This window comes from Bacillus sp. LJBV19 (assembly GCF_017797845.1).
Lineage (GTDB): Bacteria > Bacillota > Bacilli > Bacillales > Bacillaceae > Bacillus > Bacillus velezensis.
The window spans coordinates 2536079-2550541 of record NZ_CP072563.1; the positions used below are offsets into that span (position 1 = coordinate 2536079).

At 45.9% G+C, this 14463-nt stretch carries 12 protein-coding genes and 2 pseudogenes; 2 read left to right on the forward strand and 12 right to left on the reverse strand.

All coding sequences use genetic code 11. From position 1 onward, the window contains the following. Positions 1-92 precede the first annotated feature (92 nt). The 8 genes from dnaK to gpr form a co-directional block, all read right to left on the reverse strand. On the reverse strand, positions 93-1931 hold the full coding sequence (gene dnaK, locus J6600_RS12165) for a molecular chaperone DnaK (RefSeq protein ID WP_007408273.1): 1839 nt from the start codon (positions 1929-1931) through the stop codon (positions 93-95). Between the two features lie 24 nt (positions 1932-1955). Continuing rightward, positions 1956-2531, reverse strand: a complete 576-nt coding sequence (gene grpE, locus J6600_RS12170; RefSeq protein ID WP_003152892.1) for a nucleotide exchange factor GrpE — start codon at positions 2529-2531, stop codon at positions 1956-1958. 59 nt (positions 2532-2590) lie between these two features. After that, a complete protein-coding gene (hrcA, locus tag J6600_RS12175; protein WP_003152889.1) occupies positions 2591-3622 on the reverse strand; it encodes a heat-inducible transcriptional repressor HrcA in 1032 nt (343 codons plus the stop codon). Positions 3623-3702: 80 nt separating this feature from the next. Then, entirely contained in the window at positions 3703-4842 is a 1140-nt protein-coding gene (gene hemW / locus J6600_RS12180; protein ID WP_022552937.1) for a radical SAM family heme chaperone HemW, read from the reverse strand. A gap of 59 nt (positions 4843-4901) precedes the next feature. After that, positions 4902-6737, reverse strand: a complete 1836-nt coding sequence (gene lepA, locus J6600_RS12185; RefSeq protein ID WP_014418416.1) for a translation elongation factor 4 — start codon at positions 6735-6737, stop codon at positions 4902-4904. Positions 6738-6869: 132 nt separating this feature from the next. After that, positions 6870-7208: a YqxA family protein gene (locus J6600_RS12190; protein ID WP_007408270.1), complete on the reverse strand. Its 339-nt coding sequence runs from the start codon at positions 7206-7208 to the stop codon at positions 6870-6872. A gap of 16 nt (positions 7209-7224) precedes the next feature. Beyond that, positions 7225-8418, reverse strand: coding sequence for a stage II sporulation protein P (gene spoIIP, locus J6600_RS12195; protein ID WP_007612673.1), 1194 nt, complete (start codon positions 8416-8418; stop codon positions 7225-7227). A 67-nt stretch (positions 8419-8485) separates the two neighbouring features. Beyond that, positions 8486-9592 carry a GPR endopeptidase gene (gene gpr / locus J6600_RS12200; RefSeq protein ID WP_072176720.1) on the reverse strand — a complete coding sequence of 369 codons (1107 nt, stop codon included), beginning with the start codon at positions 9590-9592 and terminating at the stop codon, positions 8486-8488. A gap of 202 nt (positions 9593-9794) precedes the next feature. Between gpr and rpsT the strand changes: the two genes are divergently transcribed. Continuing rightward, positions 9795-10061 carry a 30S ribosomal protein S20 gene (rpsT, locus tag J6600_RS12205; protein ID WP_003152876.1) on the forward strand — a complete coding sequence of 89 codons (267 nt, stop codon included), beginning with the start codon at positions 9795-9797 and terminating at the stop codon, positions 10059-10061. 16 nt (positions 10062-10077) lie between these two features. Here rpsT and holA read toward each other — a convergent pair. Further along, positions 10078-11119, reverse strand: a pseudogene (gene holA / locus J6600_RS12210) (DNA polymerase III subunit delta). A gap of 39 nt (positions 11120-11158) precedes the next feature. After that, a pseudogene (locus tag J6600_RS12215) lies at positions 11159-11310 on the reverse strand (hypothetical protein). A 40-nt stretch (positions 11311-11350) separates the two neighbouring features. Here J6600_RS12215 and J6600_RS12220 point away from each other — a divergent pair. Then, complete coding sequence (locus tag J6600_RS12220; RefSeq protein ID WP_003152870.1) at positions 11351-11485, forward strand: YqzM family protein; 135 nt, start codon at positions 11351-11353, stop codon at positions 11483-11485. 18 nt (positions 11486-11503) lie between these two features. On the opposite strand, the gene J6600_RS12225 is transcribed toward J6600_RS12220, so the two are convergent. Then, positions 11504-13855, reverse strand: coding sequence for a DNA internalization-related competence protein ComEC/Rec2 (locus J6600_RS12225; RefSeq protein ID WP_209387446.1), 2352 nt, complete (start codon positions 13853-13855; stop codon positions 11504-11506). After that, positions 13856-14425: a ComE operon protein 2 gene (locus tag J6600_RS12230; protein ID WP_003152868.1), complete on the reverse strand. Its 570-nt coding sequence runs from the start codon at positions 14423-14425 to the stop codon at positions 13856-13858. Between the last annotated feature and the right edge of the window lie 38 nt (positions 14426-14463).

Below are 14463 nucleotides of genomic sequence, written 5' to 3' on the forward strand. Positions count from 1 at the left end.
GTCAAAGCCAAGAGATGCCTGACTTTGACTTTCTGTCTGTTGAATCAGAATATGCTGTGTGTTCTTCCGCCTATAGCCATGCGGGAAAGAACTTATTTTTTCGTTTCGTCGTCTTTTACTTCTTCGTATTCCGCATCGACAACGTTGTCGTCCGCTTTTTTGCCTTCAGCGTTTGCTCCGCCTTCAGCCTGCTGCGCTTTTGCAGCTTCTTCATAAAGCTTCATAGAAAGCTCTTGAACGATTGTTTGAAGCTCATCTTTTTTCGCTTTGATGTCTTCAATTTCGTTTTTCTCGATAGCGGCTTTCAGCGCGTCTTTCGCGTCGTTTGCTTTTTTCACTTGCTCTTCGTCCACTTTGCCTTCCAGATCTTTTAATGTTTTTTCCGTTTGGAACACAAGCTGGTCAGCTTCGTTGCGGACTTCGATTTCTTCTTTTCTCTTCGCATCAGCGTCAGCGTTTTCTTCCGCTTCTTTTACCATGCGTTCGATCTCATCATCAGAAAGACCTGAAGAAGATTTGATAGTAATGTTTTGTTCTTTACCTGTGCCTAAGTCTTTCGCTCTTACGTTTACGATACCGTTTTTGTCAATATCGAAAGAAACTTCGATTTGCGGTACGCCGCGCGGTGCCGGCGGGATATCAGTAAGCTGGAAGCGGCCGAGCGTTTTGTTGTCGGCAGACATCGGGCGCTCACCTTGAAGCACGTGAATGTCAACAGCCGTTTGGTTGTCAGCAGCGGTTGAGAATACTTGAGACTTGCTCGTCGGAATTGTCGTGTTGCGGTCGATCAGTTTCGTGAACACGCCGCCCATTGTTTCAATACCGAGAGAAAGCGGTGTAACGTCAAGAAGAACAACGTCTTTTACGTCTCCCGTGATGACGCCGCCTTGAATCGCTGCACCCAGCGCTACAACTTCATCAGGGTTTACGCCTTTATGCGCTTCTTTACCCGTTTCTTTTTTGATTGCTTCCTGTACGGCAGGAATACGTGTTGATCCGCCGACAAGGATAACTTTGTCGATTTCGCTTGCAGAAAGATCCGCATCTTGAAGAGCCTGACGGACAGGAGCCATTGTGCGCTCAACAAGGTGAGCGGAAAGCTCTTCGAATTTAGCGCGGGTCAGTGTCAGCTCAAGGTGAAGCGGACCTGCTTCTCCCGCCGTGATAAATGGTAAAGAAATTTGTGTAGATGATACGCCGGAAAGATCTTTTTTCGCTTTCTCAGCCGCATCTTTCAAACGCTGAAGCGCCATTTTGTCTTTTGAAAGATCAATGCCGTTTTCTTTTTTGAATTCTGCTACGAGATGATCGATGATGACTTGGTCAAAGTCGTCCCCGCCAAGACGGTTGTCACCGGCAGTTGAACGGACTTCAAACACGCCGTCGCCAAGTTCAAGAACAGATACGTCAAACGTACCGCCGCCAAGGTCGTAAACAAGAATTGTTTGGTCTTCGTCCGTTTTATCAAGTCCGTATGCAAGCGCTGCTGCAGTCGGCTCGTTGATAATACGCTCTACTTCAAGACCGGCGATTTTACCGGCATCTTTTGTCGCTTGGCGCTCCGCATCGTTGAAGTATGCAGGAACCGTGATAACGGCTTTTGAAACTGTTTCGCCGAGGTAGCTTTCAGCATATGCTTTCAGATGCTGAAGGATAATAGCTGACACTTCTTGAGGCGTGTAGTCTTTTCCTTCGATTTCCACTTTATAGTCAGTACCCATATGGCGTTTAACAGACATGATTGTGTTAGGGTTTGTGATAGATTGGCGTTTTGCCACTTCCCCTACTTGGCGCTCGCCGTTTTTAAATGCAACGACTGACGGAGTCGTACGGTTTCCTTCAGCGTTGGCGATAACTGTAGGCTCTCCGCCTTCAAGCACTGCCACACATGAGTTTGTCGTACCCAAGTCAATTCCGATTACTTTACTCACTTTGAATTACCTCCTGCTATGTAGTTATTGATTCACTTTTACCATTGAAGGACGGATGACGCGATCCTTCAGTTTGTAGCCTTTTTGCAGTTCTTCGATAACAATATTGCTGCCGAAGTTTTCATCTTCCACCTGCATGACGGCTTGGTGAAGGTTCGGATCAAATTCCTGACCGACAGCTTCGATGGCTTCAACGCCTTCTTTTTCAAGTGCGTCCATCAGCTGGCGGCGGACCATTTCCATACCTTGCAGCAAGCTTTTTGTCTGCTCGCTTTCAGCTTCTACCTGTAGCGCCCGTTCAAAGTTATCGAGAGCCGGAAGGATTTCCGTTACGACGTTTTGAGAACGGTATTTCTGAGCAGCTTCCATTTCAAGGCGGCTGCGTCGTTTATAGTTTTCAAAGTCTGCTTGAACACGCAAAAGTTTGTTTTCTTTTTCATCAAGCAAACCCTGCAATTCATCAATTTGGTGCTGAAGGGCTTCTTCCTGACCTGCCGTTTCTTCATGCTGCTCTTGTGAAGCGGCTTGTTCTGCCTGTTCTGTCACTTCTTCTTGTTCTGCTGCTTCAACCTGTTCTGCGGTTTGTTTTTCTTCTGACATTGTGTTCACCTCCCTCAAATGCTGTAAAAAGATGACTGAAAATGATTGCCAAAATTCCCTTATTCATCATACAAACTTGTGAATGCTTTTGACAAGTCCGAAGTCACGTGCTGCAGCAGGCTGACGACTCTTGAATAATTCATGCGCGTCGGCCCGATAATCGCGATTGATCCGATCTGCTTCGTATCAACTGTATAGGTGGCCGTGATTAAGCTGCAGTTTTCCATTTCTTCGTAGTCGTTTTCTTTCCCGATTTTGATTGAAATCCCGGCTTTTGATGACTGAAACAGCTTCAGAACATCCTGCTCTTTTTCAATTAAAGATAAGAGCGAGCGGACCCTTTCAATATCATGGAACTCCGGCTGATTCAGCATGTTGATCTTTCCGCCGAAAAATAATTTCTCAACGTGGGCCGCCGGATGGAATGTGGAGCGGAGCGATTCAAGTATGCTGTCATAGTTGGCGATATGCTGCCTTAAATATGTGACAACCTCTTTGAAAATGCGCTCATTCAGTTCGTCCATCGGCACGCCCGCTAATCGATCGTTTAGTATATTGACCAGTTTTTCAATATCGGCCAAATCCACTTTAGCCGGGAAATTGATGGTGCGGTTTTCGACATGCCCCGTGTTCGTGACGAGGATGGCGACCGCCTTATCCGGCTGGATCGGAACGATTTGAATCTGTTTAAGATAGTTCTCGCTCAGCGTCGGCCCGAGGACAATCGATGTGTAGTTTGTCAGGTCGGACAGGATTTGCGCTGATTTTTGGACTGTTTTTTCCAGCTCGAAGATTTTTTCTTTAAATATCGAGTGAATTAAATCCAGATCGGTTTTTGTCAGCTTGACAGGTGACAGCAAATGATCGACATAATACCTGTACCCTTTTTCCGACGGAATCCGTCCTGAGGATGAATGGGTTTTTTCAATAAAGCCCAATTCCTCCAAGTCAGCCATCTCGTTTCTGATCGTTGCAGAGCTGAATGTAATCTCGTCTTTTTTTGAAAGAGTTCTTGATCCTACAGGCTGCGCTGATTGTATAAAATCATTAATAATCACTTGCAGGATCAACAGCTGACGATTTGTTAACATCATCATCACCCCTGTTAGCACTCAAGGTCAGCGAGTGCTAATTCTATATCAAAAGTAACAAACCAAAAGAAAAATGTCAATTATAACTCACCCAAAAAAGCGCCAAAAACCTCATTTCCTAATAATTTGCCTTCATGCGTTAATGCAACCGATTCTTCCGTGTCACAGATCAGGCCTTTTTCGGTTAAATCTTTGAGAACCTCGGGAAACAGTTCGTCGACCGAGCGTCCGAATTTATCGAGAAAAGCTTGCTTTTGTACGCCGGACATTTTTCTGAGACCGAGGAACATTTCTTCTTCAATCTGCTCCTCCCGTGTTACCTCGTGCGTGTCACGGTAAGGCAGCCCCTTTTCTTCGATGAGCTGCATGTAATGTTTCACAGGCCCGGCGTTGACGGTGCGCGTGCCGCTGATATATCCGTGAGCGCCAGCGCCAAAACCGAAATACTCTTCATTGCTCCAATACGTCAGATTATGCTGCGACTCGTATCCAGGCTTTGCAAAGTTACTGATCTCGTATTGACGGATGCCCGCTTCCCTCATCTGCCTCATGACCGTTTCATACATCTCGGCCTCTTGTTCTTGCGCCGGGAGATGCAGGCGGCCTTTTTGCATTAAATTATAAAACACCGTTTTCGGCTCTACGATCAGCGAGTAAACGGAATAGTGCTCCGCATCAAGAGACAAAGCCGTTTTGACGGAATTGTCAAGATCGGCCAGCGTCTGACCCGGCAGGCCGAACATCAAATCGAGACTGATGTTGTCGAAGCCGAGAGCCCTCGCACGTTCAAAGGAAGTGAATACGTCCTTTTGTTTATGCACTCTGCCGATTTTTTGTAAAAGCTCATCTTCAAAGGTTTGAACACCGAAGCTCAGCCGGTTGACACCGGCATTTTTCATGATTTTTAATTTTTCCGGGGACAAATCATCCGGATTCGCTTCCGCGGCAAATTCTATGAGTCCGTCAGAAGGCTTCAGCACGCGGTGAATGGAATCCATCAATTTTTCCAGCTGGACGGGTGAGAGCGATGTCGGCGTGCCTCCCCCGATAAAAATCGTACGGAGATCAGGGCGTCCCGTCCGTTCTATTGTATTTATCATTTCCTTTTCGAGTGAGTTTAAGTACTCATCGACAGGCTGGCTCTGAATAAAATATTTATTGAAATCGCAATAGTGGCAGATATGCTCACAAAACGGGATATGAATATAAGCTGATTTCATTTTGAAACACCTTCTTCTTTACAGAAAGAAGCCGCAGTGCGGGACTGCGGCGGCTTCCGTTATTTTTTCGGGCTGTCATCCATTTTAAGAACGGCCATAAACGCTTCCTGCGGCACTTCTACTGAGCCGACCTGCTTCATCCGGCGTTTTCCTTCTTTTTGTTTTTCAAGAAGCTTCCGTTTCCGCGAGATGTCTCCTCCGTAACATTTTGCAAGGACGTTTTTCCGCATGGCCTTAATGGTCGAGCGGGCCACGATTTTCTGTCCGATCGCTGCTTGAATCGGTACTTCAAAGTGCTGGCGCGGAATAAGCTCTTTCAGTTTTTCCACAATTACTTTTCCGCGTTCGTACGCGTAATCGCGATGCACGATAAATGAAAGGGCGTCGATTTTTTCTCCGTTCAGCATAATGTCCATCTTGACAAGTTTAGACGGTTTGTAGCCGATCAGTTCGTAATCAAAGGACGCGTAGCCTTTTGTGCTTGATTTCAGCTGATCAAAAAACTCATAGACGATTTCCGCTAATGGCATGTCATAGACAATGCTGACACGATTTGCGTCTAAATATTGCATGTCGATAAAATTGCCGCGTTTTCCTTGGCAAAGCTCCATCACCGCACCGACATAATCGTTCGGCACCATCATTGTCGCTTTTACATACGGCTCCTCGATTCTTTCGATCTTTTGCGGGTCAGGCATGTTGGACGGGTTGTCGACAACAACCTTTTCGCCGTCTGTCATATACACATCATAGATAACACTCGGTGCCGTTGTGATCAGGTCGATTTTAAACTCACGCTCAATCCGCTCCTGAATGATTTCCATGTGAAGCATACCTAAAAATCCGCAGCGGAAACCGAATCCGAGCGCTTGGGATGTCTCTGCTTCATATTGAAGCGATGAGTCATTCAGTTCAAGCTTCTCAAGAGCTTCCCTTAAATCGTTGTATTTGGCCGTATCGATCGGATACAAACCGCAATACACCATCGGGTTCAGCTTGCGATATCCAGGCAATGCTTCGGCAGCCTGATTGGCCGCGCTTGTTATCGTGTCACCGACGCGTGTGTCACCGACATTTTTGATCGCAGCAGTTAAAAAGCCGACATCGCCGACGGTCAGTTCATCTGTCGGAGTTGCTTTCGGCGTGAACACACCGACTTCTGTCACTTCAAACTCTTTTCCGGTTGCCATCATTTTAATTTTCTGGCCCGGTTTGACCGTTCCTTCTACGACTCTGATATACGCGACGACTCCTCGGTACGCGTCATAAAGCGAGTCAAAGATGAGCGCTTTCAGCGGAGCTTCCGGATCTCCCGCAGGAGCCGGCACTTTTTCTACGATCTGCTCTAAAATGTCTTCGATGCCGATGCCCGCTTTCGCTGAAGCGAGGACAGCGTCTGAAGCGTCAAGGCCGATAACGTCCTCAACCTCTTGACGCACACGTTCTGGCTCTGCGCTCGGAAGATCGATTTTATTAATGACAGGAAGAATCTCAAGATCATTATCAAGCGCCAGATAGACGTTCGCCAATGTCTGCGCTTCTATTCCCTGAGCCGCATCAACAACGAGAATCGCGCCTTCGCAGGCAGCCAGGCTTCGCGATACTTCATATGTAAAGTCGACGTGTCCGGGCGTGTCGATGAGATGGAATATATATTCTTCTCCGTCTTTTGCTTTGTATTTCAGCTGAACGGAATTTAATTTGATGGTAATTCCCCGTTCGCGTTCAAGGTCCATTGAATCAAGCAATTGTTCTTTCATTTCCCGCTGGGTGATCGCCGATGTTTTTTCTAAAATCCGATCCGCCAAGGTCGATTTGCCGTGGTCTATGTGGGCGATGATGGAGAAATTCCGGATTCTTGACTGCCTCTCTAAACGCTTTTCTTTATCTGTCACAATCTATCACTCCTACTATTAAACGCAAAATACACTAGCTTAGATTATATCAATAGGATTGTAAACATTCAATTAAAACAAGAAAGAGAAAAGCTTCCTTTAAGGAATCATCCGCTTTTCTCTTCATCAATGCTAACGGTTCAGTTTCGAAACCCACTCATACATCGCCTGCGCCGAGTCCGTCACGGTATTTGAAAGGGTTTCTCCGGCTTTTGAAAACAGGTTGAAGGTTTCCGCCTGTTCCAGCTGTTTTTGTTTTTCTTCCAGATCTTTCGCCGTAACGGTTTGTCCCAAAATGGAAGCTTCTTTTTCCTGTCCTTCTCCGCCGCCGAGCGTGAATGCTCCTTTTAAGGAGGGATCTTTGTATCCTTTCATATCAAGCATTCCGCTGTTTGCCTGCTGCATACCGAACAAAACGCCGAAAAACATGACAATGGCGATCAGCAGGCATTTGCCGGTAAAACGGATCATTTGAATCACCTGATTTCTATTGTTTTTTCTTCTCTCCTGATTGCGAGCTGACCTTTTCTGCATCCCAGTACAGTTCGCTGAACACATCGGCCACGGCATCTGATGCGCGCCTCAGTTCTTCAAGATTGTTATCCACGCCCCCGAATTCCAGCAGAAGCGACCGGTCGTTTAAATCTTGGTTGTATACTCCATTATCTCCCGGAGAGCCTTTTGATAAAACACCGACGCTTAAGCCGGGGTATTTTTTCTCCATCAGCTTATGAAGTTCACTTGCGAGTTTATAGTTTTCTTCAAAATTAGCGCTTTTTTTGCCGACGACGATGGCGACTCTGGCATAGCTTTTTCCTTTAATATCGGCTGTCGTATTTTTCTTGCGGCGGGAATCCCGGTGAATGTCTATGGTATATTGCAGGTTTTTATTTTTGGCGAGCGCGCTTTTTACGACCGGCCTTGATTCGTCGTAGCTTCGCGCATAATTTAAGCCGTCTTTGTTCAGGCGGGCCTGAATGTCGGTTTTATCTACGGTCGCTCCTACACCTTGCGCTTCAAGCGCTTTTCCGAACATATCTCCGACAAGCGTGACATTGGCCTTCGAATGGCGGGCGTTATCCGGATTTGTTTCCCCCTTTAACAGAGGAAGATAGGATTCGGTATTATGAGTGTGGTAAATAAAGACGACTTTTTTGCTGCCTGTTGAATGTTTCGGCGGCGCCGTTTCCTCTTTTTTCGTTTTGTTTTCGATTTCTGCCAGATTCACTTCTTTTTCTTTTTCCATCACCTTTGACGGCGGCGGAGATTCAGCCGGCATATTCGTATAATCCGTCCCCTGCCCCGCCAGAAGGATCTCCGTATCGTATTGGGCAAATCCCGGCAGCTCACGTCCCAAGAAACTCCGCGGGTCTTCCATATTAATGCTTGTCGCCAGTTTTAAGGAAAGCCGGGACAGCTGAAAAGAGTCTTTTTCAGGAAGCTCTGAGGCGAAATAATGATTTTCCATGCCGAGGAGGTGTGCAAACGCGTCACCCGGAAGTTCTCCGGCAATTCCGTGAAGAGAATCCGAAGAAAGCCTCAGTTCAGGGCGAAGCGATGTGAGCACACCCGATAATACGAAAATAACGATAAGGCTTGTCATAAACAAAAACATGCCCTTGAGCGCATTTCCACCGTTTACTGCAACGACAATTTGACGGTTTCTGCGTTTTTTTCTCATGATTTGAATCCCTCCAGCGCTTGTCTAGTAATTACTCTATGAACAAGCTAGAGGAGGTAGAACCATTTTAATGATTATAAGAACCTTTGTTATCTTGTGACACTTTTTCATGAAGGGCGGTGTTTAACCCGTTTGCAAGCACATTCGCCATATCATCAATAAAGGTGTCAATCTCCTTCGGCGTGACCATCAGATTATGGCCGAGCGGAGAAAGCACTTCGTGAATCAGCTGGCGTTTTTCGTTTTCGTCCAGCGTGCCGACAATACCGAGAAAGGATTGGCGTTCTTTTTCTCCGGGAAGGTCTTCGTCTGTCAGCACCTTCTTTTTGCCGAAGTTCATTCCGGCGGGCACCAGAGATCTTGACGGGCTGTCATCTTTCATCTCTCTGCCGAAATGTTTTAAAATATAATCCACCGTATCGCTTGCGATCGTAACCGCATCAACGACAGTCGGTACCCCGATTGCGATGACGGGGATGCCGAGCGTCTCCTTGCTTAATTCTTTTCTCTTATTGCCGACGCCTGATCCCGGGTGAATGCCCGTATCAGAAAATTGGATGGTCGTGTTCACCCTTTCAACGGCTCTTGCCGCAAGAGCGTCTACCGCGATCACAAAATCCGGCTTTGATTCTTTGATCACACCTTGAATAATATCGCTCGTTTCAATTCCCGTTAATCCCATCACACCGGGAGCAAGCGCGCTGACCGGCCTGTACCCTTCCTGCACATTTTCCGGCTGAAGCCTGAACAAATGCCTTGTCACGAGAAGGTTTTCGGTCACGAGAGGGCCGAGCGCATCCGGCGTCACATTCCAGTTGCCCAGACCGACGATCAAACAGCTTGCATCCTTTGGAATCTTTAATGCCGACAGATAGGCGGAAAATTCCTCGGCAAACACTTCCGTTACTTTTTCCTGCATCTCAGAGTCGTGTTCCCGAACCCCTTGAGCCTCAATTGTGACATAGCGTCCCTGCTTTTTCCCCGATAGCTCGGCGCCTTCTTTGGTAATATCGACGGTTCTGACTTTAATGCCGCCCTTGTCGCGTTCTTTTTCAATAAACCCGTTTATTTCTTTTTTCTGACCGGCTTGTCCGTCTTTTACCGCCTGTTTCGTTTCTATCGCTAAATCCGTCCGTATCAGAAATTGATTGACATCCAGTTCGTTGTTTTTCACAGGGAAGACCTCCTTCAATCATCGTGGTACATAGTGTGGCCATTTACAAAACGAATCATGCGAATTTACCCATCAACGAAAAATACTTTACATTTATATTGCAATCTAAAGTTCTGTTTGATAGAATACAATTTGTTCTATTGTGAAGAAGATTTAACCTTAAGACACTGTGCTACAGGTTGTATCTTAGGAGGTGAAACACATGCCAAACATTAAATCAGCGATTAAACGTACAAAAACAAACAACGAACGCCGCGCTCATAACGCGACAATCAAATCTGCTATGCGTACTGCAATCAAACAAGTTGAAGCTTCTGTTGCTAACAACGAAGCGGATAAAGCGAAAACTGCTCTTTCTGAAGCAGCGAAACGCATTGATAAAGCAGTGAAAACAGGTCTTGTACACAAAAATGCCGCAGCTCGATACAAATCTAGACTTGCGAAACAAGTGAACGGACTTTCTGCATAATACAAAAACGATCCCTTTAACGGGGATCGTTTTTTTCATTCAGTCCGGAGAAGCTCAAGGAGAAAGAGCTCCAGCAAGAGCTGCTTGTCCTTTTTCCCCGTTTTCATTTCATAATCCATCACTGCGAGTCTTTCTATAATACGCCGCAGCTCTTCTTCAGAAAAAAGCCTCGCCTGATCCATCGCCAGCTTTACCCGGAAGGGGTGCACCTTTAAGTTGGAAGCGATTTGCTTTTGGCCGTATCCTTGTCCTGCAAAATACTTCGTCTGCATAATCAGACGGAATTGGTTGGCGATCAGCGCCATAATTTTGATCGGTTCTTCGTTTTGTTTTAAAAGATCATAAAATATTTGAAGACTTTCCGTCCGTTTTCGGTTCACGATTTTGTTGATCAGCTCAAAAATATTCTGCTCCAAACTTCTTGCGACGAGCTCCCGGACATCTTCAAGTGTGATCTCATGTCTGTCACCGGTGTAGGCGGAGAGTTTTTGTATTTCCTGATATATGGAAGACAGATGGCCGTTTGCAAGCAGAACCAAATGCTCGGCAGCTTCTGTATCGATCATTTTATTTTCGGATTTCGCCAGATTAATCGTAAAATCAGTCGTCTCCTTTGCATTCAGCTCCTTAGCTTCAATCATAAGGGCTTTTTGCTTCAGCGCTTTCGTCAGCTTTTTCCGTTCGTCCAGTTTCTCATACGGAGCCACAATCACAAAGACCGTGTAAGGCGCAGGCTCCTTCAGATAAGTCTCCAGAGCGGCTGTATTATGCTCTATTTTTTCTTTCTTTTTTTCCCCTGTTAAAAAAGACGGATTTTTTACGATGACCAGCCGCTTCTCTCCCATAAACGGAAACGTTTCCGCATCGGTTACGGCCTGGTCAAGCGGATCTTCTTCAAGATCAAAAACAGACAGGTTAAAATCTTTTGTCTCCTCATCAACGACAGCTTGTCTGATCCGGCTGACAGTTTCTTGGAGCAGATACGTTTCTTTTCCGTATAAACAATAAACGGAGCGGACATCCCCTTTTTTCAGGGCTTTCCAAACATCAAATACCATGATCGTATGACTTCCTCTCTTTCTTGATCCCCTTCTATCCTAAATTGAGTTCGGCAAATAGTAAAGAGGAAGCTTTAAGGACAGCTTCCTCATTTATAATAAACGCCTGATTCACAAGCTCCCGGGTCTGCTTGTAAAAAGGCGATAATCACAAGAACAGAAAACGTTACCATCACTTCTAGATTTTTCAAAACAATTCCAGTATACTTAGGGAAGTCAGGAGGGATGAAATTGAATGATTTTGAAAAAAACGTTCAAAGCAAACGAAATGATGCTGTTGACTCAGCTGTCGGTTTTGTCGTGTCCTTCGGATTTTTCGCCTTTTTGTTCGTGATGGCAACAGCCATCCATCTTATCGGCTCTTAGCCGCATTCCGGGCTGCTGTCAATCGGCAGTCTTTTTTACTTCTTGCGCCCTGGTTTCTTCTATATCATATGGAGGGAAGACGGAAAACGTTCCGGCGCCTTTTTTAAATCTGTATTGAATCGTTCCGCTGATATCGGTGCGAAGCACATTGACAGAGTACGCCTTCAAACGATCCAGCACTTCTTCATGCGGATGATGGTATCGATTCTCTTTTCCTGCTGAAATCAGCGCCGCTTCCGGCTGAAGCTGTTTCAAAAAGGCTTCACTCGTTGAGCTTTTGCTGCCGTGATGACCCGCCTTCAATATATCAGCCTTCAGATTCGGATACGTTTTCAGCACTTCCGTTTCGCCGTCCGATTCTAAATCTCCCGTCAAAAGCCAGCTCACTCCGCTTAAAACCGTCCAAAGCACCAGTGACGAATCATTTTTACTCCTTCCGTCAGACGACTCCGGAGACAGCACCTGAAACTGAAGATCACCGGCTGTAATGGTGTCGCCCCGCTTTGCTTCGGCAACGGGAATGTTGTTTTCTTTCGCCATATTTAATATGTTCTGATCTTTCGGTTCTTTTACGAATCCCACGGGGACAATTAACCGTTTGACTCTATGATTTTTGATTAACACTCCGGCTTCTCCGATGTGATCTTGATCCGCATGGGTTAAAATCAGCGCATCCAGCTTTTTCACCCCTTTTCCGTTTAAAAACGGAATCAAAACCTTCTCACCGATAGAATACGGGTGGCGTTTTTCTTTCCATGATTCTCCGGGATAAGCAATCACTCCCCCTGTATCAACCATTACGGTCCCTTTGCGGTGCGGCGCGCTTATAAACAGTGAGTCTCCCTGCCCGATATCAAGCATATCCGCTTCTCCCCATGGACTGAAATACGGACGGCATATTAAATAAGCCAAAACCGCGCAGAAAAAAAGAACCGATTTCCTGAGTTTTAAAAAACCTCCCTTTTCCAAAGCCGCAAAAAGAGTAAAAACGGAAACCGCAAGCAGAAGAAGGGAAAGAAAGTCAGGCTTTGACACAATCATAGTAAATAAATCAACGGATGCCGCATATGTAATGAAATCATGTACAGGCTTCATCACAAGGTCGAACATATCAAACAAACATTCTCCCATCTGCCCTGAAAGTAAAAGAAGAAGGAAACCGATGACAGAAACCGGAATGACAAATAACGTATAAAATGGCACCATCACCATATTCATCGGAAAACTGACAAGTGAAATCTGCTGAAAATGATAGAGAAGAAACGGAAGTGAGCTGAGCTCCGCAATGAATGAAGCCATCGCAAGCCCGGCAAGTCTGCTTTTCCCTGCTTTCTTTAAAATGGGGGATGACAGAATTAAAGAGGCGCTTACCGCAAAGGAAAGCTGGAAGCCCGCCTGCCAAAGGAAGTAAGGATTAAACAGCAGGAGCAGCAGATAAGACAGGGACAATGCAGCGGAGGAATGAATGCCGCGTTTAACAAGAGTTCCGGCGATATAAAATCCCAGCATGAGGGATGCGCGCAATACGGATGGGGCGGCACCGCTCAGCAGCGTATACACCGGCAAAAACAACAGCAGCAAAATTCCCGCTTTTTCTCTTGTCAGCCCGATTCTGATCAGAGCATAAAATAATCCCGCCGTAATAAGACCGACATGCATTCCGGAAATCGCCATTAAATGAACGACTCCCAAATTTTGATATACACTCAGTATATCGTCCTCTATAGAAAATCTTTCACCTAAGGTCAGCGCTTCAACAATTCCGGCGGAAGATTCAGGCACGTGATTCCGAATGATCGAAATCAAATTTTTTCTGATGTTCAGCAGTTTAAACAGCGGCTGTTTGGATTTTTCACACTGCTGAATGGAAGTCACGGAAAATAACCAGTGAATCTGCTGAGAGTAAAGATATTCCTTATAATCAAAACCCCCGGGAACCGTCGCATGTGCAGGCTGCTCCAGAGAGCCTGTAAACGTGCAGCGCATCCCCGGTTCAAGCTGTTCAATGAGTCTCTTTTCCTCAAGAGACCGGATTTTGTACGAAGCCGCCCATTTTTCCTTGTCATGTGTACGGATAACGGCTGACATTTTCGCTCCGTCAACCTTCGGAATATTAGTGATGACGGCCTGTTCAGTATAACTGCCGGCCTGATACCGCGTTACATTCGCAGCGTCACAAACCGTATAAAGAAAGAAATAAAGACAAAAAGAAACGAGGCAGACGATAACCGGAGCATGGTGCTTTGTTTTTACAATAATAAAGAGAAGATACAGAAGAAAAAGGAGCAGAACCCAGAAGACATGAGCGGCGGCAATTCCCGCAGTTGCAGAAACCGCCGCCAGAGGCAGAAGAAGGTATTTATATTTCATTTATACGTAACTGGTAAACAGCTCATTGGCCTGTTCATGAATTTTTTTCAGTTCATCTGCCTTAACCCCCGCATCAGATAATTGCTGAATCAGACCTGCTACAAAAGACAATTTTTCGCGGTTTTTCAGATCGATGATCATCTCATCAAGTTCAACCTGCTCCACCTTGACTCCGGCTTGGCTGAACAGCTCTTTTGCATAAGGCTGTGTTTTGTAATCTTCGGCATAATAAACCGTTTTGATGCCTGCCTGGATAATTGATTTACAGCATTGAATACAAGGATAATGCGTCACATAAATTTCGGCGCCCTCCGTCGGAACACCGAACTTAGAACATTGCAGAATCGCATTCATCTCTGCATGTATGGTCCGCTGGCAATGATTATCTATTAAAAGGCATCCTTCATCAGCGCAATGGACGCCTCCGGCAATTGAGCCGTTGTATCCGCCGGCGATCATCCGCTTGTCTCTGACTACGGTTGCCCCGACTGACAGTCTCGGACATGTGCTTCTCAGCGCCAGCAAATGGCTTTGCGCCATAAAATATTGATTCCATGAGATTCGTTCCACAAGTGTTCCCTCCAAAAAGTCTTGTTGCTTTTCTAAGT

What these genes read in the sequence shown, in the direction of transcription:
- J6600_RS12190 (WP_007408270.1), bottom strand. Translation starts at nt 7,208, where the DNA reads ATGATCCGTTTTACCGGCAAATGCCTGCTGATCGCCATTGTCATGTTT.
- J6600_RS12225 (WP_209387446.1), bottom strand. Translation starts at nt 13,855, where the DNA reads ATGAAATATAAATACCTTCTTCTGCCTCTGGCGGCGGTTTCTGCAACT.
- hrcA (WP_003152889.1), bottom strand. Translation starts at nt 3,622, where the DNA reads ATGTTAACAAATCGTCAGCTGTTGATCCTGCAAGTGATTATTAATGAT.
- spoIIP (WP_007612673.1), bottom strand. Translation starts at nt 8,418, where the DNA reads ATGAGAAAAAAACGCAGAAACCGTCAAATTGTCGTTGCAGTAAACGGT.
- grpE (WP_003152892.1), bottom strand. Translation starts at nt 2,531, where the DNA reads ATGTCAGAAGAAAAACAAACCGCAGAACAGGTTGAAGCAGCAGAACAA.
- hemW (WP_022552937.1), bottom strand. Translation starts at nt 4,842, where the DNA reads ATGAAATCAGCTTATATTCATATCCCGTTTTGTGAGCATATCTGCCAC.
- rpsT (WP_003152876.1), top strand. Translation starts at nt 9,795, where the DNA reads ATGCCAAACATTAAATCAGCGATTAAACGTACAAAAACAAACAACGAA.